The 20,330-nt window shown below is 40.9% G+C and carries 17 protein-coding genes and 1 other RNA gene; 15 read left to right on the top strand and 3 right to left on the bottom strand.

The features are described 5' to 3' along the window. The first annotated feature begins 377 nt into the window (after positions 1-377). Both tilS and JF50_RS10715 read left to right on the top strand, forming a co-directional pair. Positions 378-1,700: a tRNA lysidine(34) synthetase TilS gene (gene tilS / locus JF50_RS10720; RefSeq protein WP_039609403.1), complete on the top strand. Its 1,323-nt coding sequence runs from the start codon at positions 378-380 to the stop codon at positions 1,698-1,700. After that, positions 1,690-2,031 (top strand): hypothetical protein, encoded by a 342-nt coding sequence (locus JF50_RS10715; RefSeq protein WP_039609402.1) that lies wholly within the window; start codon positions 1,690-1,692, stop codon positions 2,029-2,031. The genes tilS and JF50_RS10715 overlap by 11 nt, the downstream gene beginning before the upstream one ends. 42 nt (positions 2,032-2,073) lie before the next feature. Here the strand turns inward: JF50_RS10715 and JF50_RS10710 are convergent, their stop codons facing one another. Further along, positions 2,074-2,970, bottom strand: coding sequence for a GGDEF domain-containing protein (locus JF50_RS10710; RefSeq protein ID WP_039609401.1), 897 nt, complete (start codon positions 2,968-2,970; stop codon positions 2,074-2,076). A gap of 196 nt (positions 2,971-3,166) precedes the next feature. Here JF50_RS10710 and JF50_RS10705 point away from each other — a divergent pair, with 196 nt between their 5' ends. Beyond that, a complete protein-coding gene (locus tag JF50_RS10705; protein WP_039609590.1) occupies positions 3,167-5,170 on the top strand; it encodes a cation:proton antiporter in 2,004 nt (667 codons plus the stop codon). Here the strand turns inward: JF50_RS10705 and JF50_RS10700 are convergent. Then, positions 5,167-6,312 carry a patatin-like phospholipase family protein gene (locus JF50_RS10700; protein ID WP_039609400.1) on the bottom strand — a complete coding sequence of 382 codons (1,146 nt, stop codon included), beginning with the start codon at positions 6,310-6,312 and terminating at the stop codon, positions 5,167-5,169. The two genes, JF50_RS10705 and JF50_RS10700, sit on opposite strands and share 4 nt — an antisense overlap. A 360-nt stretch (positions 6,313-6,672) precedes the next feature. On the opposite strand from JF50_RS10700, the gene JF50_RS10695 reads away from it, so the two are divergent. The 7 genes from JF50_RS10695 (at position 6,673) to JF50_RS10680 (ending at position 13,091) form a co-directional block, all read left to right on the top strand. Beyond that, a complete protein-coding gene (locus JF50_RS10695) occupies positions 6,673-7,593 on the top strand; it encodes a DUF3014 domain-containing protein (RefSeq protein WP_039609399.1) in 921 nt (306 codons plus the stop codon). Between the two features lie 147 nt (positions 7,594-7,740). Beyond that, positions 7,741-7,837, top strand: an RNA gene (gene ffs, locus JF50_RS26720) — signal recognition particle sRNA small type. A 661-nt stretch (positions 7,838-8,498) separates the two neighbouring features. Continuing rightward, positions 8,499-8,702 (top strand): DEAD/DEAH box helicase family protein, encoded by a 204-nt coding sequence (locus JF50_RS27780; protein ID WP_200890396.1) that lies wholly within the window; start codon positions 8,499-8,501, stop codon positions 8,700-8,702. Beyond that, on the top strand, positions 8,645-9,067 hold the full coding sequence (locus tag JF50_RS27330; protein ID WP_268747817.1) for a DEAD/DEAH box helicase family protein: 423 nt from the start codon (positions 8,645-8,647) through the stop codon (positions 9,065-9,067). The genes JF50_RS27780 and JF50_RS27330 overlap by 58 nt, the downstream gene beginning before the upstream one ends. After that, a complete protein-coding gene (locus tag JF50_RS10690; protein ID WP_200890394.1) occupies positions 9,045-10,958 on the top strand; it encodes a type III restriction endonuclease subunit R in 1,914 nt (637 codons plus the stop codon). The genes JF50_RS27330 and JF50_RS10690 overlap by 23 nt, the downstream gene beginning before the upstream one ends. 275 nt (positions 10,959-11,233) lie before the next feature. Then, positions 11,234-11,482, top strand: a complete 249-nt coding sequence (locus JF50_RS10685; RefSeq protein WP_039609398.1) for a hypothetical protein — start codon at positions 11,234-11,236, stop codon at positions 11,480-11,482. 481 nt (positions 11,483-11,963) lie between these two features. Then, positions 11,964-13,091 (top strand): serine hydrolase domain-containing protein, encoded by a 1,128-nt coding sequence (locus JF50_RS10680; RefSeq protein ID WP_052262243.1) that lies wholly within the window; start codon positions 11,964-11,966, stop codon positions 13,089-13,091. 125 nt (positions 13,092-13,216) lie between these two features. On the opposite strand, the gene JF50_RS10675 is transcribed toward JF50_RS10680, so the two are convergent. Further along, on the bottom strand, positions 13,217-13,999 hold the full coding sequence (locus JF50_RS10675; protein WP_052262242.1) for a flavodoxin: 783 nt from the start codon (positions 13,997-13,999) through the stop codon (positions 13,217-13,219). 117 nt (positions 14,000-14,116) lie between these two features. Here JF50_RS10675 and JF50_RS10670 point away from each other — a divergent pair, with 117 nt between their 5' ends. The 5 genes from JF50_RS10670 to JF50_RS10650 all read left to right on the top strand — a co-directional run bounded on the left by JF50_RS10670 (position 14,117) and on the right by JF50_RS10650 (position 20,076). Further along, on the top strand, positions 14,117-15,022 hold the full coding sequence (locus JF50_RS10670) for a LysR family transcriptional regulator (RefSeq protein ID WP_039609397.1): 906 nt from the start codon (positions 14,117-14,119) through the stop codon (positions 15,020-15,022). A 474-nt stretch (positions 15,023-15,496) separates the two neighbouring features. Beyond that, on the top strand, positions 15,497-16,483 hold the full coding sequence (locus JF50_RS10665) for a DUF1852 domain-containing protein (protein WP_039609396.1): 987 nt from the start codon (positions 15,497-15,499) through the stop codon (positions 16,481-16,483). Between the two features lie 24 nt (positions 16,484-16,507). Beyond that, complete coding sequence (locus JF50_RS10660) at positions 16,508-17,536, top strand: methionine synthase (protein ID WP_039609395.1); 1,029 nt, start codon at positions 16,508-16,510, stop codon at positions 17,534-17,536. Between the two features lie 88 nt (positions 17,537-17,624). Then, positions 17,625-18,449 (top strand): sulfite exporter TauE/SafE family protein, encoded by an 825-nt coding sequence (locus JF50_RS10655; RefSeq protein ID WP_039609394.1) that lies wholly within the window; start codon positions 17,625-17,627, stop codon positions 18,447-18,449. Positions 18,450-18,876: 427 nt separating this feature from the next. Continuing rightward, positions 18,877-20,076, top strand: coding sequence for a DUF642 domain-containing protein (locus JF50_RS10650; RefSeq protein WP_039609393.1), 1,200 nt, complete (start codon positions 18,877-18,879; stop codon positions 20,074-20,076). Positions 20,077-20,330 lie beyond the last annotated feature (254 nt).

Here is a 20,330-nt window from a genome sequence, read left to right as displayed (position 1 = left end):
TGAAAACAGACCAGCAAGATAATGTGACTTTTTAAACATAAGTAGGGATTTACCTAGATTTTAGCACTAATGTCAATTAATTTCGGGTTTGTTTTATCTATGTAAAATTTGCAAATGACTTTTGTGATATATCAATGTCAGGTCACGCTAAGTGATTAAAAATGTTTTATTAATTGGTTTTCGCTTCATTAATGGCAAAATATACTCTTTTTTACTGATTTTAAGTACCAAATTGGTGGACTAATTAATAAAATTGAACAGGATTAAGTTTTGCGCTGAGGATGCTCTATTTCATCAATATCATTTTATCAGCCTAGTGTTCGTTGCAATTTAAGTTGGATAGGGTATAACGCCTGATGAGAGTATGAGGAAAAAATATGGAATCGACAGGCGTATATAAACAATTTGCCAGTGCACTTGAAGCGCAATGCCATGCGCGATTGGGGCAAGGGCTCACCATCGCTTTATCTGGTGGCGTCGATTCAGTTGTATTACTTCATTTATGTCAGCAATACATCACACTCAACGCAGGCATAAAGCTAGAAGCGATTTATGTCAATCATGGCTTATCAGACAATGCACTTAAGTGGCAGGCGTTTTGCGCTCAATTATGCACCAAGCTTAACATCCCTTTTCAAGCAGTCTCAGTGGAGATCCAAGCGCAGACAAGAACCAGTTTAGAAGCTCAGGCCAGAGATGCGCGTTATGCGGCTTTGGATACCCATGCGCTGAAAAACACCACTTTGCTGCTTGGTCAGCATGCTGATGATCAAGTTGAAACTTTTTTTATTCGTTTAAAAAGAGGTTCAGGACTACAGGGGCTTGGTGCAATGCGGGCGACCACTCAACTTGCAAGCGGACGTTATTGTGCAAGGCCACTGATTAATATTGAGCGTAAAGATATTGAAGCGTTTGCACATACTTTTGGTTTGTCTCATATCGAAGATGAGTCCAATCAAAGTGATGTATTCGATCGCAATTTTTTACGTAATCAAGTGATGCCACTGCTCAAAGCGCGGTTTATAGGGTTTGTACCCAGTGTATTGAGGTCTATTTCCTTACTGCAAGCCCAACAAACTTTGATAGACGAAATAACCAATGATGATTTAGCCGCATGCCGATGTGGCAAAGAACTTAACGTATCGCATTTGAAGACGTTATCAGCGCTAAGGCAAGCTAATGTTGTGCGGGCATGGTTGGGTAATAAAGGTGTAAATATGCCTACACAAAAGCAGCTGTTCCAGATCTTACAGCAAACTCTTCATGCAAAAGAAGATGCCCAAGTCCATGTGCAGTTACGGGCAGGAGCGGTCAAATGCTATAACGGGTTGATGTACTGGGTACTCAATAAAACAACATCATTGGGTGAGATACCTATGGCAAACTTGGAAAAAAAGACCCCACTGGGTGATGGCAGAAGTTTGGTCTTTGTAGAAGGAAAGGGGATTCGCAAGCCTTCGAAGAGTGAGTCGATCACTGTCCGGTTTGCTCAACTTAATGAGAAGATCAAGCCATTCGGAAAACCTGGCCGTAATACGGTTAAGCATTGGCTCAAAGCTGCCAAAGTACCCAGCTGGGAGCGGGACACTATTCCGCTTATTTATTACAACGAAACCTTGGTTGCGGTGGCCGGTATATTTATCAATGCCGACTATGCTGCGCAATCAGGAATTAATTGGCAGGTAGAAGATGCAGAGTAACAAACAGATTGGTTCGTCTTTGGCACGCAAAGCACCGATTGCTTTGTTTTTATGTGCGTTGATATTTATATTACTTAGCATAAGCTCGTCTATAAATTGGGCAAATCTTATTTTAGCATTGAGTGTTGGGGTATTATCGGCAGTGTTATTACTTGCTTATTGGCATGGCAAGGGAGGGGTTTACTTCATTTTAGGATTAGCTGCGCCCATGTTGTCCATATTGTTTAGTGTTCTTCCTGATTTTTGGGCGTTGGGCTGGGTTATTAATGGGTTTTTTTGTGGTTTTGCTATTTTGCTGTGGTTATTTCAGCTAAAAAATAGCCAAGGCTAAAAAGCGGTACTTATCATTAGGGGATGATAAGTACCTGTGGGTTTATACTGCGCGTGCGCAATTTCTACCGGCCTCTTTGGCTTTATATAAACCACTGTCTGCCCGTGCAAAAATTTCGTTAGAGCAATCTTGGCTCGAAGCCAGTGTAAAACCAATACTGGTGGTGACAGCATGTTTTGCCAATAAGCTGTTACTATTCACTCGTTCCATAATGCGCTCTGCGATGACTTTATTTGTTGTAAACGCAGGGTCATCAATGAGAATGGCAAATTCATCACCGCCAAATCTAAACACCGCGTCTGTGGCACGAATGCTAGAAGTCAAGATGTTGGCAAATCCTATGAGTACCTCATCGCCTTTTTTGTGCCCGAATGCATCGTTTACTTGTTTAAAATTATCGAGGTCTAATAGCATTAAACTAAAGTTTCGATGCTGCCTACGGCTGCGCTCTAACTTCGTCTCTAGGTATTCATTAAACTGGCTGCGATTATACAGTCCGGTGAGCGTGTCCTTAGTTGCCAGTTGTAGTACGCGGTGATACATCAAAGCATTTCTTAAAGGGTACAAAAGGCAGGCATGCAGTTGCATTAAGCGTGCGCGTATTGTGCCACTAAAACTATATTTGCTGAAATAGACCAACTGTCCTAGGTGCTGACCCTCTAAGTCGAGATCAAATGTGTAAGGCTTGAGTTGGTTATCACTTTGTTGAGTTTGAAACAGTCCTTGATTGGAATGAAACTGCAATCCTGCAAGATCAGTAATGCGCTTAACGTAGGATGCAAAGATATCTAAGATACCGTTTATCTCTAACGTTGTTTGCAGCTTTTCAACGAGCACATTCGGTTGTTCAGGCGCCTGCGTTACGTATTGTTCGGTCGTGAACGGAACGTAATCACCGCGCGAAGGCGTTCGCTGTGCCAAAATATGGACATTTTCCATCTGGTAATTCCCCTAATTACAACATTCCCGAACATATAAGCTAGTTTCGTGCCAAAAAATTAAACTGGCTGAAAAACAGTTGGTTGCTATAGTTAAATTGGGTGAAAAATACACCAAAACATTTCTTTGACACTTAGGGGGCCGTTTGCAGCAAAATTTTGCCGGGTTTATTTCCGATAGAGTAGTCACTGTCTTTATGACCGCGATACATGGTCATTTTACCGATGTTGTTGCGCTGCTACTGTGTGCTGTGATCTTGGTTTGGTCCTTTAAAAGAGTAGGGCTGCCGCCGATATTAGCGTATTTACTTACTGGCTTAGTGGCGGCAGGTTATGGCTTAATGGATAACAGCCATGAAATCCATTTAATTGCTGAAGTTGGAATTGTATTTCTGTTATTTAGTTTAGGTTTGGAATTTTCTATACCAAAACTAATGGCAATGCGCAGTGTGGTATTTGGGCTGGGCAGTACTCAAGTATTGCTATCTATCTTGATAGGTACCTTTTTAGTGTCATTTTTCGGGTTTGGCTGGTCTGAGTCGTTGATCATCGCTTGTATCGTATCGCTCTCATCTACTGCGGTCGTGGTTAAGATCATGAAAGAATCAGGCATGCTGAATTTGCGCAAAGGGCAGCTTTCTATCGGGGTGCTGCTGTTTCAAGACATTGCTGTCGTCCCCATGCTGATTGTATTTCCATTGATGGCCAGTACTGACAATCAATTTTTAGTGGGCGCGCTGGTGTTGGCGCTGGCCAAAGGGGCATTTGTGTGTTTACTACTTTGGGCGATTGGTAAATGGATATTGCCCAAGGTGTTTAATGAAGTTGCGCTGGCCAGAACAGATGAGCTATTTGTATTGACGACTTTGGTTGTGGCGTTGTGCGCTGGTGCGTTGACATACGCATTTGGGCTTTCGATGGCGTTAGGCGCTTTCTTGGCGGGGATGATGCTAGGAGAGAGCCAGTACCGGCATCAATTGGAAGCTGAAATAAGGCCTTTTAGAGATATTCTTATGGGGCTCTTTTTTGTTACCGTCGGCATGCAGCTTGATGTGGCGTATGTGATCAGTGCATTTGGGTATATAGTTGCCGCGATGGCAGTATTGCTTTTGGTTAAAGTGACCATTGTCTACTTGAGTGCGCAAATGATGGGGGAGCGAAAACGCGATGCGCTCGCCTCTGGGATTATGTTATGGCAAATGGGGGAGTTTGGTTTCGTATTGGTGGCGCTTGCTGGCCAGCATCACTTGTTAACCCCTGATACCGCGTCGTTTTTAATTGCCCTTGGCGTGCTATCCATGGCATTTACTCCCTATCTTATGAGCGAAACAGATAGGCTCTTAAAGCTATTTAAGTTAGATGGCGAGCATAAATCTGATTTTACGTATGCTGGATTTAAAGACGATACAGTTAAAGATCATGTGGTTATCTTCGGGTATGCGCGAGTTGGGCAAACCATTGCCCGTTTTTTAAAGCCTGAAGCAATTCCTTACGTAGCAATTGAACGTAACCCTATTATTGTGCAAGAAGCGCAAACCGCTGGTGAGCCCGTCATTTTTGGTCATGCAGGACAAAAAGCCATTTTAAAGTCTGCCTGTGTTAATAAGGCAAGGTTAGTGATAGTGACCATGGATGACTTTGAGCAAAGCCAAATTGTTATTGATGCACTTAAGCATTATGCACCAGAAGTCAAAATTTTGGTCAGAATGCAAGATGACACACACTTGGAAGACTTAAAGCAATTGGGTGTCACAGAAGTAGTACCTGAATCCTTAGAAGCGAGTTTAATGTTGGTGTCCCATGTGCTGTATATGTCTGGCGTGCCGATGAGGCGGATTTTTAAACGTGTGAGTAAGGAGCGACAAAATCGCTACGAGTACTTACATGGCTTCTTCACAGGGAGCAGTGACGAAATGAGTGAATACGGCCACAGTCATTCAAGCTCTAGTTTTGTGACAGATCGCCTAGAATACTTACATGCAGTGGCATTACCTGAAGATGCCTATGCAGTTGAAAAAACCATTTCGCAGCTTCAGTTAGTGCGTCAGAAAGTCGTTGTTAAAGCTTTGAGGCGTGATGGCACCGAAATACCTATGCCGGACGAAGATATTATACTTCAAGCGAGTGATGTGCTGTTGCTCAAGGGCAAACCCAGAAGAGTAGAGCGTGCTGAACAATTTATTTTAGATGGTCTTCCTTAGTCCAATTCTAAAAATGTTTTAATTTCATCTAGGCGTTTAAGACCGTCCTCATAACCAATATTGATTAACTCTTGCGTATAGCTTTTCTCAAACAGTAAGTAACTGGTTAAACTCGATTGTGAGTGCTTTTTCACCCCGATGGTTCTAAGTAACAACTTAACCGCGATGGGCAAATCATCATAAAAATCGAGCGCCAGTTCATTGAAGTTTTGAGATGGGTTAACAATCAAGGTGTCAACGCGTTTGAGCTCTTTATGTTTGTCTCTTGCAGGCAGTAAGCTAATGGTGCGATTTACACGTTCAAGACGTTCTAAATCTGATTGCAAGGTGTCACTAAAAATACTATCCAACAAATGGCCCGCTACTACCGACATACCAGGAAAGTGCGGTTCGTAACCTAGAGGCTGTTGCACTTTGGGTTGCTCCACACCAATGATGAATATTTTACTGGCACCTAGGTGAATGGAAGGACTCAATGGCGACAATTGGTGAATGGAACCGTCACCATAATAATTATGCTTAACTCGTACACTGGGAAACACCATGGGAATAGCACTGGATGCCATCAGGTGGTCAATGTTGATCTGAGTTTGAATGCCTTCGCGCTTGGCTCTTTGCCATGGCTTCGCATCTTTGGCTTGAAAAAAAGCCACCGACTTACCGCTAGAGTAGCTTGAGACCGTCACTGATAAAGCATCGATAAAGCCACGGTGAATATTGCGATCGATCCGTGCAAGGTCCATCACCTCTTCGAGCAATTGACGCAGTGGCGTGTTGTCGAGCAAGCTCGCTGGTGGATGATTTAAGTAGTCTGCTTGAAAGCTGCGCATGACATTGTTAGTTAAATGACCAAAAGCCCCAAATAGACTACTTTTATACACCATGTTGGTGTGAAAGTTTTTCCAGATCCATTCAATTTTTCGAATGGCCAAGTGCATATTTGATGAATAACATGCCAGCCCGGTAGAGTTAATTGCTCCAGCGGAGGTACCGTTTATGATTTTAAAAGGCAGTGGCGCACTGCGCGGTAAGCTCAGTGCGATGGCTTTTAATACCCCTACTTGATAGGCTGCCCTTGCGCCGCCTCCAGTGAGTAACAGTGCAATATGCGGTTTGCCAATTTTACATTGTGCTTTTTTCATATCTGCTCCTTCAAAAATAAGCTGTTAATCACAAAGATAAAAGCTTCGCACTTTCATATACTATACTCAATTACATGCGAAAGTGTATTTTACATCTCTTTTAAATATCAGCCTGTTACGGAATTTTGACAAATTTTAAGACGTAAAAAAGTGTCATAGTTATGTGGTTTTTTGTCGAGATGACGCTTGTTTGTACGTGCGTTCATGTAATTGTCAGCAAACAGATGCGAGTTTGAGATAAACTCTCGTTAATGCGCGTTGACGCAGATGAGATATCTTTTAGTTTGTGTTTTAATTACTAGGTGCTGCTAAGTGTTTTCTTAGTTGCCGAGTTTTTTAAGCGAATTTTACGGAGCCTCCATGTCAGAGCACAGTTCAGCAGAACCAAGGACAAATAAAAAGCCTTCTAACAGTCAGTTACTTCTTGCGGCAATTGCAGTGGTTGCCTTGATCATCGTGGCTGTATTTGTATTAGCGAACAAAGAAAATAAACCCGCAGACAATACAAAATTTCGACAGGATGTCGTGGTGCCTGAAGAAACCCCTAAAACCGTTGTGAACACCGCACGTCAAAAAGCTGAAGAAACGAAAAAAGCAGAAATCACGGCAAATGTGGACCCTGAGCCAGTACCTGAAGTGATTGAAGAGCCTGTCGCCAATGTTACTGAGCCAGAATCAAGACCCGCAGAACCTGTGGAGCCTGTACTCCCCAGTCTTGATGACAGTGATACCAGTGTTCGCGAGTCAGTGGCGAGTTATTTGAGCAAACAAGCGATGGAGCTATTAGTCACTGAAGATATGGTTAGACGCAGTGTTGTATTTATCGATAATCTTGCGCAGGGTAAAGTGGCTAAAAAGCACTATCCTGTGAGCAAACCTGCTGATAATTTCATGGTGATAGAAGATGATTTAATCATCACAGATCCAAATAGCTTTGAGCGCTATACGCCGTACGTCAATATGCTTAACTCAATGAGTACAGCTCAGCTTGTCCGCTTATATGAGCAATATAAACCTCTCATAAGCGAAGCGTATGAAGAAATCGGCTATAACGGCAACGAGTTTGATTACACGCTTCAAGAAGCGTTGGGTGAATTACTAGAAACTCCTATTCCTGAGTCAAATTTACCGCTTATCCAAGAGTCCGTGACTTACAAGTACGCGTATGCCGAGTGGGAGCAGCTTTCGGATGCGCAAAAACTGTTTTTACGTATGGGTCCTGAAAACATGAAAAAAGCGAAGAAACGCTTACAAGCTTTTCAGCGTGCAATTGCCAACTAGTACAAATTTAATACTTAAATAATCAAAAGCTTGCTTACTTGCTTAAACAAACAGCAAACAAGCAAGCTTTTTTAGTTTTCGCTTGCATCCCAGTAAGAAAATCGCCATAATTCATCCCGCGCCAAACAAGGCCCTCAATGGTAGTCTTATTGGTCCTCTCGCAACAATAGTTCGTGAACCTGGTCAGGTCCGGAAGGAAGCAGCCACAGCGGATGACTTGTGTGCCGGGATGTGGCTGGTAAGACTACCACCCAAATCTCCTCATTTGTTGTTTGAAGTGTAAGTCACTACAAACTCCAACATGTTTGTTTTTTAATTTACATTTCTTATTTTTATCTCAAAATTTATTATAAACACGCTATCTACCAAACAAACTCAGTTCAAACTAGATCTTAATTTTTATATCCATTAATCCCTATTGTTCAAATCCATACCCATACCTCAGCCAGAACCATTTATATCACCAGCGTTTAATTTGGCATCTTAACATAATCGTATTCTAAGGGAGCTAGGCTCAAGTTTGCTCTGCGTATGATATGCATCACTACTGGTGGCACTTGATATTTGATGAAATTCACCAAATGAACTGAGCCATAACATTGACAATAACGAGCGTTCAACGGGCGGTCGACGCATATATTTGTCGGGTATTTTAGCTGCCATAACGACCAATCCGGTAGACCCAATTCTTCCTATATTTAGCTAGTGTCGTAGCTTATAGTGGTATTTCGGTTTATAAATTTGAACAAGTAATATGCAGTGATGACACCACTCAAAATCAAGTTGGCAGAGGTTAAATAAGTCAGTAGTATGCTGATAGGTTTGGGACAATTAGTATTATTCAATGGATTTTAATCAGTTAAATTTCAAATATAGTTGGCGACCATATCAAGAAAGGGTACTCAATGCAGTTAATGAGCACCTTGATGATAGTAAGACTACACATTGTCGCAGCACCCGGTGCGGGAAAAACCACTTTAGGGATAGAGGTTTTTAAAAGGCTTAGACATAAAGCGCTTATATTATCACCTACAAGAGTTATTCGTGACCAATGGATAGACAGATTAAGAGACTTCACCAACTGCGACAACCCTTTTCTCTTAGAATGACTAGTAACCATTTAGATACACCAAAAGCATTTACGTCAATAACTTATCAAGCTTTGCATGCCAAGATTCAAGATATTGATGAACTGGAAGACGAAACAGAAGAAGAAGCAAGTTGCCCAAACAAACAGGAGTTAGCTGCTTTTATTTCTCACCTTGAAAGCTCGAATATCAAAGTTTTGATTTTGGATGAGGCGCATCATTTAAGGCAGGAATGGTGGAAAGCTTTGACAACCGTTTGCGAAGCGATACCTGATATGGTGATTGTCTCATTGACTGCAACACCACCATATGATGCTCAGGGTCATGAGTGGATAAAGTACGAACAACTATGTGGTCCAATTGATGAGGAAAATTTCGGTTCCTGAGCTAGTTAAAGCAGAAACGTTGTGTGCCCATCAAGATTATATTTGGGCTGTAGATGTGACTGCTGATGAAAAAGCAAAGATGTATGAATTTGATGGGCGTGTTAAACAGCTATGCGCTCACTTGCTTTGCAATGAGGCTTTTCTAGAAATTTGTCAGGGTCATAAGTGGCTTACAGAACCTGAACAGCACGCACATGAAATAGTAAAGCAACCGCATGTTCTAATTGCTATTTTGTCTTTACTAAAACATAAAAAAATTCAAATTCCCCGCGCATCGCTCATGTTACTAGATTTGGAGCACGGTGATATCCCAAGGTTAAGCCGATACTGGTGGCAAAAGTTAGTTGAAGGCATGCTATTTTCTAGCTCTTATGATTTGAATGAGTCACAACACTTGTTTGTTAAAGATCTAAAAAAGCAATTGAGGGCTTCTGAATTATTATACAAACGTGAGTTAATGCTGGAGCATTCAAAGCGTTTTGAGCGTTCTCTGTCGCTTAGCGTCGCTAAGATAAAAGGTTGTCTCGATATTCATCGAGTAGAGCTAAAGAAAAGGAAAGCAAGTTTACGGCAGGTGATCTTAACTGACTACATCCGAGATGAAGCAATATCTTCTGATAGAAACATAGGTGAGGTGAATTTAGGGAGTTGGCCTGTTTTTGAAAAGTTAGCCCACCAGTCTGAGATTAAACATGACATTGCGATGTTAACTGGTCGCCTATCGATTATACACGAAAGCAAGTTGGAACTAATTAAGAATGAAGACAGTGGTGATAAGCTGACCTTAGTGCCTTTGGCGCATTTATCAGGTTATGCAGAAGTGAGAGGGCCTCTCAATCAGTTGACAGTGGTCTTTACCAAATTACTGTGTGAAGGCCAAATCAAAACCTTAGTCGGAACGCGTGCTTTACTGGGAGAAGGTTGGGATGCCCCTGTGGTAAATTCATTGATTTTGGCTAGTTCTGTCGGATCTTTCATGCTCACTAATCAGATGAGAGGTCGAGCAATCAGGCTTGACAAAAAAAACAAAGAAAAAGTGAGTAGTGTTTGGCACTTGGTGGCATTGGATAAAGAAAGTCATTTTGGCCTAATTGACTACGCCAATCTCAAAAAGCGTTTTTTTACTTTTGTTGGTTTAGCGGAAAAAGGGAAATCCATAGAAAGTGGGTTTGAAAGACTGGATTCAAAACTCGCTTCATATTTAGAAAGCACAGAGTCGCTGAAGTTTGCAGTTTACGCGAATAATAAACAGATGCTTGCTCGATTTAAAAGTATTGATAGGCTTTCATCTAAATGGAAAGAGGCGCTCATAGTTGATAAAAGCGGAAGAACGCTCCCTTCTGTAGAAGTCCCTAAACTGAAAAGTTTTAAGGCTTTCCATTTAAAAAACACTTTCAAGTATTTAATTCAAGAGCTGTTACTTGGCACGTTCAGTGTTTTGACTGCAAGTGCCTCACTATTTAAAAAGTCTCATTCGACGAAAATAACGCTTTGGTTTTTAGCCGGAGGATTGGGCTATGTTTTTGTTAAAAACCTACCGAAAACAATCAAGGCAGTACGTATAGCACTATTACATTTACCAATTGATGGTTCACTAAAGCAAATCGGCAAAGCGCTCTTAGAGGCACTTTCAAAAACAAAACATCTGACTACACCGATGCGGTTGTTAGATGTAAAAACGTCTCAAGGTCCTGATGGAAGTTTGAATATTGCGTTAACGGGTGGCACATTTTATGAATCTTCGCTTTTTGCTGACAATATTGCAGAAGTCTTAGCATCAATTGATAACCCAAGGTATTTGGTAGTGCGTGAGGGGCACTTTTTGGGAATGGCCCGTAAAGATTATCACGCGGTGCCTACTATTATGGGGGTAAAAAAAAGATTCTGCTGAAGTTTTCATCGCGGCATGGAGTAAGCATGTTGGTTCTGCTGATCTTATTTATACCAGAAATAGTCAGGGTAGGGAGGCTCTGTTGAAAGCGAAAATGAGGGCTTTTTCATCCACATTTGACAAAGATATAAAGCGCATTGATAAATGGCAATAATTGCTGAAAAAACAAAGAGGAAAGCAAGTCGTCGGGTATTGCAACAACGATTAACACCCATGACCCTTTAGCTGATTATCTAAATAAGAGAGAGCCTCTGGCTGAGGTTCTTGATAGGTTAATGATATTAGAGGCAAATTTAGATAATCCTGATAAGCGATTGCTCGTGAAAGAAGGGGGGAGTGAAATTATAGAGTTAGGAAATAACCCTGCAAGTGATAGTTTCAATAAACCCGTTGCTAAGTTTGTTTATCAAGATGATTTGTTGGTGTTGTACACAGCAATTTCATATTCGTCAGGTATGAAAAAAGAAAACTCCGTATACTTGATATATGATGAAAATAACGTCGCTGTAGATTATAAAGAGTAGCTTAAGTGCAGGGTAGATAATAACTCCATCGTTAAGTTAAAAAAAGTGGCTATATTAGCCACTTTTTTGGTTGTTCTGTTTTAGGAAACATGATGGTGTAAAGTGCTTTAGTAGGCAACAAACCAGTATTCAGTGAATACTGCGTGCGTTTACATATCAAACGTCGTAAGTAGTTAGGTGAAATTAATCATGTATTTTGCAGAGTAATTTTCAAGTATGTAATGTACATGCTCAGTTCACGTTCAAAAAGGATGGGATGAAAAACTGTCTACAAAGTTAGCTTTATAAAATTAACGCGGACTCGTCAAGCTTGGCTCCGCATGGTGCAGTTTTTTTGGTATAGCTTGGGAACTATATGGGCTTTATTAAAAAACACGTTTATTACTTGTTCTGATGGCTACACTAAATTCATTCAGCCTTTAAACCTTTTGCTTAATTTTGTCGTCTAAACAACGATTTTAATGATTTTAAAAGGAAAACGATGAGCCAATTAATAACTCAAACTATATCATCGGTATTGGCTATTTCATTAATGGCAGTGTTGGCTTCTTGCAAAAGTCATGATGCAACTAATTTTGAATCTAATACGAAGAATGAACTCATTGAACTTATTAATGAAAATGCTGGGCAGGTCGTCTCAATTTCAGTCGTAGACTCAGATAAGACTTACCAATATCATTTAGGGACGTTAAGGAATGGCGATAAGCCTAATAGCCAAACAATATACGAAATTGGCTCGTTAACCAAAACTTACACAGGGTTAGCGGTTGCGAAGGCTATTCACGACGGTAAAGTTGAGCTTGATAAAGATATCCGTCATTATCTTAAAAATGACGAATATAAAAACTTAGAACTGTCCAACCAGTCTATAACTTTACGACACCTTTTGACGCATACCAGTGGGCTGCCGGGCAATTTTGCTGCTAGCCGAGAAGATATTGAGCAAGGCAGGTATTTCGAAAAAATATCAAAATATTCTAGAGATGACTACTTTGACGATCTTAAAAACGTAAAACTGAATTCTACACCAGGCGAGGACTATCTATATTCAAGCGTCGGTACCAACTTAGCTGGATACATTCTGGAGTCAGTTTACCAAAAACCGTTTGAATTACTGATTTCTGAAATGATCACAAGCAAGTCTGGAGAGCGCGGCACAAAATTCAGACGTACAAACTCCGAGGTAAGCGAAGTCACAGTCGGATCAGATGGAAATGGCAATCAAATGCCCTTGGCGAGTCCATATTGGTTTGCTGGTGGAGGATTAACTTCAAACGTTGAGTCCGTTACGCGCTATATTCAACATCAATTTTCTTCAGAGCCTGAGGTGGCTATTTCTCATCAACTTTTAGAGGAGAGTTGGACGGGTCATGGCAAGGCATTTTATTGGTATACCGCTAAAGATGACTCAAATGAACTCATGCTCTATCAAAGCGGCGGTTCAATGGGCACATCTAGTTGGCTGGTCATTTACCCGAAGAAAAAGGTGGGTATTTTTGTTGTAACCAATGTGGCAGAGGAAAATACTCAACCAAAGTTAGAAGCGATTTCAAATAAGGTTTTTAATTATTTAATAGATTATAACAAAGCTTTAAAGTCGGCTCTTTAATCGTTGGCTCGATTCCGCTTTACTGTGTATAACAGCTAATAAATATTCATCGCTCAAAGTCACCGCCAAAAATATATTTGACGGTGATTTGAAAGGGGTTCTAGCTTTAAATTATCTGAATGGCTTTAGGCTTCTAGCTGTTCGACTCTAGGTGAAAACTCAAAAACGTCTGAATAGCAATTGCTTTCCTCTAAACCTAAAGCGTTGAGCTGATCAATGGTGCCATAAACCATTTTAGGTGAGCCACATAAATAGGCCTGTGTTTCTTTAAGATCGGTATGGTCTTGTTGTATGACTTCGTAGAGAAAGCCTGTTCTTCCTGTCCAACCCGGCTGAGCTGACTCTAAAATCGTATTGAAATTCACGTTTTTGTGCGCAGTCGCCCAATTATGAAACTGTTCTAAAAGAAAAAAGTCATCAATATGACGATTAGACCAGTAAATATTGATACTCGCATCAGGGTTTCGATGCAAAATCTCTTCCGTTATACACTTAATCTTGGATATGCCAGAGCCCGCGGCGACAAACAAGTGAGGCTGGTCAAGGCTTGTTTGTAAAAATGCGTTGCCCATGGCAAGCATGATCTTAACTGGTTGGTTATTGGCTTTAGCGGCAAACAAGCAGTCAACCACTTTGCCTGAAAAGTCACTCGCAACTTGAATAATTAAACACACTTTATTAGGTTTACCAGCATCCAAACGGCTGGAAATCGTATATGAAAGCCATAATGGTTGGCCATCATTATTAACATCCAGTTCGAGCTTCAAATATTGCCCAGACTTATAGCTCAATACGGTTTCCTCTGGAGCCAATAGCTCAATTTCAAAGGTATGCTTATTGAGTGACTCGATCTTGGCTACACATACGTCATAATGTGCGGCAGGGGACGTTTTAACTTCATTTTTCATTTTATAAACTTACACTTAATCGTATGGATTATTTAATTGACACTAGTTTAGGTGAGTTTATCGATGAGAGAAAATGATATATTATAAACAATCTATTAATTTTACTCATAATTAAAAATGTTAGAACGTATCCACCTTCGTATCATTCATGCTGTCCACCAGCAAGGATCTCTCACTGCTGCGGCAAAAGAGCTTTGTGTAACACAATCGGCATTAAGCCATACCATGCGTAAACTGGAAGACAATCTCGGTACTGCCGTTTGGGTACGTGACGGAAGAAGCTTAAGGTTAACTCAAGCAGGCCATTACTTACTTAATATCGCAAATCGTGCGCTTCCGTTATTAAGTGGTGCTGAAGAAAGACTAAAGCAAATCGCGATGGGCGAGCGTGGCACACTGCGGATAGGTATGGAATGCCATCCGTGTTATCAATGGCTATTAAAAGTGGTATCGCCTTTTTTAGAAACTTGGCCAGGTGTAGACGTAGATGTTAAACAAAAATTTCAATTCGGCGGAGTAGGGGCTTTGCTAGATTATGAAATAGATTTGTTGGTAACCCCTGATCCTTATTTTAAAAGTGGCTTAGTCTTTGAGCCAGTATTTGATTATGAGCAAGTGCTCGTCGTTCCTAAAGATCATAAATTAACGGCTAAAAAATTTGCCCAAGCAGAAGATCTTAGGGACCAAGTGTTGTTTACCTACCCAGTATCAAAAGATCGCCTTGATATTTACACGCAGTTCCTCAATCCAGATCAAGTGATCCCTAAGCAACATAAAACCGTCGAAACCACCGACATCATGTTGCAAATGGTGGCATGTGGTCGAGGTGTTGCGGCATTACCACGATGGCTGGCAGAAGAGTACAGTACAAAATTGCCTTTATCAGTTGTGCGTTTAGGGAAAAGTGGCATCGCGAAGCAAATTTATTTAGGCACTCGAGAAGGGGATAGTGATATTGATTACCTCAGCGCCTTTATCAAAATGGCCCACAGTTACAAACATCCAGTGGCAATTAGCCCATAGTAAATCAACAGCCATTAGCACTTGCTAATGGCTAAAGTTGTTTGTCGTATCAGTCTACAAAAATAAAATGCACAAAAGGTGAAAGTATCTATTTTGCCTGTATAAGGTAAGTGATGATTGACATAGACGAGGCGTTTTTCTGTAAACTTAGGCAGCGGCCCATCACCCTGTAAAACAACTTTAAGTGACAACAAGCTACTTCGAAACCCTGCTCAACAAACACACCAATTAATCAACGCTATTTGTTCACAAAACAGCATCACCAAACATGGAATTAATTACCGTGTTAGATTGAGGTTCGCCGTAATTAACAATTCCCGAGCATGCGTATACTCGAACCATTAACATAGTCAATATGAGTAAAACTCATAGGTTCATAAAATTAAATCAATATTAATCATGGATTATTGATCATAGAATCGCTTCATTCGATTTAAGGTCTGATTTAATTTAAGTAAAGGACACCACAATATTATGAACAGCGATTTCACCTATTCTATTAAGACTATTCGTTTTGATGAGCACTATTCACCTTCAAACGATACGCGCCTTACTACAAACTTTGCTAATTTGGCTCGTGGTGAAGTACGCCAAGAAAACCTGCGTAAAGCAATTAACATGATTAATAACTGCTTTAACAGCCTGGCAAATTGGGATAACCCAAACAAAGACCGTTACTCAGTTGAAATTGATATTGTGCATGTGGATATTGATGTTGAGGGCAATGGTGAAACCTTCCCTACTATCGAAGTATTAAAAACATACATCGTTGATCATCACACAAACAGACGTATTGAAGGTATTGTGGGTAATAACTTCTCATCGTATGTACGCGACTACGATTTTAGCGTTTTACTGCGTAAACATAACGAAGGGAAAGACCATTTTTCTGTGCCAGATAACTATGGTGAGTTGCACGGTAAAATGTTTCAAGACTTCATTAATTCAAGCGCTTACAAAGAAAACTTCAGTAAGCCTCCGGTGATTTGTTTAAGTGTATCAGACAACAAAACGTATCATCGCACCAGTAACACACACCCGATTTTGGGTGTTGAATACACGCCAAATGAATCGTCATTGACAGAGCAGTATTTCAAAACAATGGGCATGGAAGTGCGTTACTTTATGCCTGAAAACAGTGTTGCTCCGTATGCATTCTTTTTCTTCGGTGATTTATTAAACGATTACAGCACACTGGAGCTTATCAGTACGCTAAGCACCATGGAAACGTTCCAGAAGATTTATCGTCCAGAAATTTACAACGCGAATTCGACTGCTGGTGAAACTTATAAGCCAAGCTTGAAAAACTTAGATTGCTCTTTAACGCAAGTGGTTTATGACCGAGAAGAGCGAGCTCGCCTTGCGATTGAACAAGGTAAGTGGTGTGAAGATAACTTTATTCAGCGATACCAGTCAACACTGGAAAAGTGGGCTGCTAACTTTGTTCAGCCGTCATTCTGATTTTAAGGTATAGATGCATTAATTATGAAAAAATTATTCCCAACTTCTACCGCTGGCAGCCTACCAAAACCGTCGTGGTTGGCACAACCTGAACAGCTTTGGTCACCTTGGAAACTAGAAGGCGATGAGTTGATTGCTGGTAAAAAAGACGCACTGAGAGTTACATTACAAGAGCAAGACAGCGCGGGTATTGAAATTGTGAGTGATGGCGAACAAACTCGTCAGCACTTTGTCACCACATTCATCGAAAATTTGAGTGGTGTTGATTTCGAAAATAAAAAGACCGTTAGAATTCGTGACCGCTATGACGCCAGTGTACCAGGCATTATTGGTCCAGTCAGTCGCCAAAAACCGGTATTTGTTGACGATGCAAAGTTTTTGCGCTCGCAAACACAGCAGCCAATCAAATGGGCGCTTCCAGGGCCGATGACCATGGTTGATACGCTCTATGATGATTATTATCAAGATCGTAAAACCCTTGCGTTCGAATTTGCAAAAGCTCTGAATGAAGAGGCAAAGGAGTTAGAAGCTGCGGGCGTCAATATCATTCAATTTGATGAGCCTGCGTTCAATGTGTTTCTTGATGAAGTGAACGAATGGGGCATTGAAGCGCTTGAAATTGCAACCGAAGGGCTTAAGTGCGAAACCGCTGTACACATTTGCTATGGCTACGGTATCAAAGCAAATACCGACTGGAAGAAGACCTTAGGCAATGAATGGCGTCACTATGAAAGAACATTCCCTGCTATTCAACAATCCAGTATCGATATTATTTCTTTAGAATGTCATAACGGTCGAGTGCCGCTTGAAGTGTTGTCACTTCTGAAAGGCAAGAAGGTGATGGTCGGGGCTATTGATGTTGCTACCAATGACATTGAAACGCCGGAAGAAGTCGCCGACACCATTCGCGAAGCACTTAAATATGTCGACGCTGACAAACTTTATCCTTGCACAAACTGTGGCATGGCACCGCTATCGCGAGACGTGGCGAGAGGTAAACTACAGGCTTTAGCCGCTGGGGCAGAAATAGTAAGAAAAGAGCTCTCTGCCTAATTTCTTCGTTTTTCTTTTACATAACCAACAAACGGATACTCCGTTTGTTGGTTTTATTTATTCTAATTAAACGTTGTTGATTTACACTATGATAGAGTTTTTAAGCAATAATATTTCAACACTTATGGCGCTGGTTGCAACAGGTGCATTTGCAGGGATTTTGGCAGGCTTACTGGGTGTCGGCGGCGGTATTGTTATTGTGCCGGTGCTATTTTTTGTGTTCCAAGGTTTTGGCGTATCGCCTGAGTCTGCCATGGTCATTGCAACCGCAACCTCGTTAGCGACAATCATTCCAACTTCTATCAGCTCAATTCGCTCACACAATAAAAAAGGCAATGTCGATTTTGATTTGTTAAAGCGTTGGGCTGTGTTTATCTTTATCGGTGTTTTGGTTGGAAGCTGGTTAGTAACACGCGTCAATGGTACTTGGTTGACTGGGTTATTTGGTATTATCGCAACCTTGTCAGCACTGAATATGCTGTTTCGAACAGGCAAATCAGCTTTATTTCAATCACTGCCAGGCAAAGCTGGACAAGCGACCATGAGTACCTCAATTGGATTTTTCAGTTCAATGGTGGGCATTGGGGGCGGTACTATTTCAGTGCCATTACTCACGCTTTATAACTATCCAGCACATAAAGCAGTGGGAACAGCCGCTGCCATTGGACTAATTATCTCTTTGCCAGGCGCTGCGACTATGCTCATTTTGGGTCATTCGCCTGCTGATGCGCCTGCTGGCACATTCGGGCTTGTGAACCTCGTTGCGCTCCTATGCATTGTGCCTTTAACTGTGTTATTTGCACCAGTTGGTGCATCACTTGCTGCTAAGCTAGACGCAAAAAAACTCAAGAAAGTGTTTTCTGTCGTGTTGCTTATCACCGGCATACGTATGCTTTTACAATTATTTTTGTAAGGTTGAATATACACAGGAATTAACCTTCAAGAATATGAATAATCAAACTGCAAGGCCTAGCGCTTTCGTCTGCTAGGTTGTTGCGATAGGTCAGCCACTGTAAAGCCGCTGACCTATTTTTTTAAGCCCTCAAATAATCACTCAGCTTTTACATATCAAAATCTTTAGTGGTCACTGTATCGGTTTACTTCACCGTCAGTGAGGTATCTCCTTACGAGTTGCCACTAATACCTTGTTCTTTCAGAGCAATCTCCGGGTTGATAAACACGCTTTTGAGTTTCGGCATCATTTGTGCAATTTAATTACAGCTGAATAGTTCAACTTAGCTTTAACTGAACTTTATTTATTGGTTTAACGTTATGAATTTAATGAATAAATGTTCATTTGATTGTGTTTTAAACATAACCAAATTTTGGAGACTTACTTTATGAAATTATCTCTTTTTGCACTGTCTACGCTTTTTGCATCGCAAATTGCAATTGCAGACAATTTAGTAACTAACGGCTCATTCGAACAAGATGCCGTGAAGTCAAAATGGACATTACTCGACTCAGTGACTGGGTGGCAAAGTGAAGGAGCCAAATTTGAAATTCAAACATCACGTCTTGGCATCATTGCCGCTGCAGATGGTAAGCAGTACATTGAGCTAGACTCGACGGCTAATCACAGTGTATTTCAAAGTGTTACTACTGAAGCTGGAAAAACCTATGAAGTATCATTTTATTATTCACCGCGCGTTAAAGGGAATAGCCAGACAAATAAAGTGGATGTTAAGTGGAATGGCACAACGGTATTAAGCCTAAACGCGACGCAAAGAGGTTGGCAATCATTCACATTGTCTGTACAGGCGACTTCAAGTAGTTCAGAGATCCGTTTCACTGGAACAGGCACGAATGACAGTTTAGGGGGCTTTATTGATGACGTCACCGTCACCGAAAAGCAAGCTTGCCATACGGGCATTTTTGGCATTAATAATTATGGTTCAGCCGAAACGGGTTATGTCTATAAGTTTGATTTAGAGACAAATACGTATAGTGTCGTCGCGGGTGCTCAAAATACGGCGTCCAATATTGCTAGTCACAACGGTAAGCTGTATTTCATGGAACAGCTAGATTCGGGCACAAAGGCTTCAAAACTGTGGTCATTGGACCTAGAGACTGGCGTACAAGCTGCACAAGCAGATGCGAAGTCTTGGCCAATCTACCGCTCTGCAGTCACCGCGAATGGCCAGTCTTTACGTGCGACTAGTAAAACTTATATGTATGACTACAACCTAGAAACTGGCGAAAAAACTGTGTTAGGAAAGATGCGTTACTCAGGTGACTCTTTCTCTCACGGAGATATTGCTTATTCTGCTGATAACAACACACTGTATGTGTTGACTGGTAAATCCCTGTATACCATAGATGATGGTTCAATGGCGTTAACTTGGATTGGCGACCATGGTATTAACTGGGCGTCTGGTTTGGCTATTTCTGATGATGGAACATTATATGTGTCAGGTAGAGTTTCAGGTGAGAGCGCAAAAATTTATAGCGTTAATCCCCAAACTGCAGCTGCAACTTATGTGATGGATGCGCCAGAGCATATTAATGACTTAACTTTTGTAGATAATTATTGTCATTAATTCGTATTTATAAGAATAGCCAAGGATAGGCTATTATGTTGTGTTATTATAATGTGGTAATGCTTTTAAAAGAAAAGTTTTTTATTTTTTAAATAAATTTATATCCTCTTAGCTCACTATAAATAGTTTCCCTTTCCAATAACACATAATGACTTTGCCTTTTTGGGTTGGATTATTGAATTTTTATGCATAAAAACTTATGATCTCTCTGTAATCATCGAAAATGGCATATGCTCAACTGGGAGCTTACCTCT

This window comes from Pseudoalteromonas luteoviolacea (assembly GCF_000814765.1).
GTDB lineage: Bacteria > Pseudomonadota > Gammaproteobacteria > Enterobacterales > Alteromonadaceae > Pseudoalteromonas > Pseudoalteromonas luteoviolacea_H.
The sequence above is the reverse complement of the archived record's forward strand: the minus strand, read 5'-3'. Positions and strand labels throughout refer to the sequence as shown.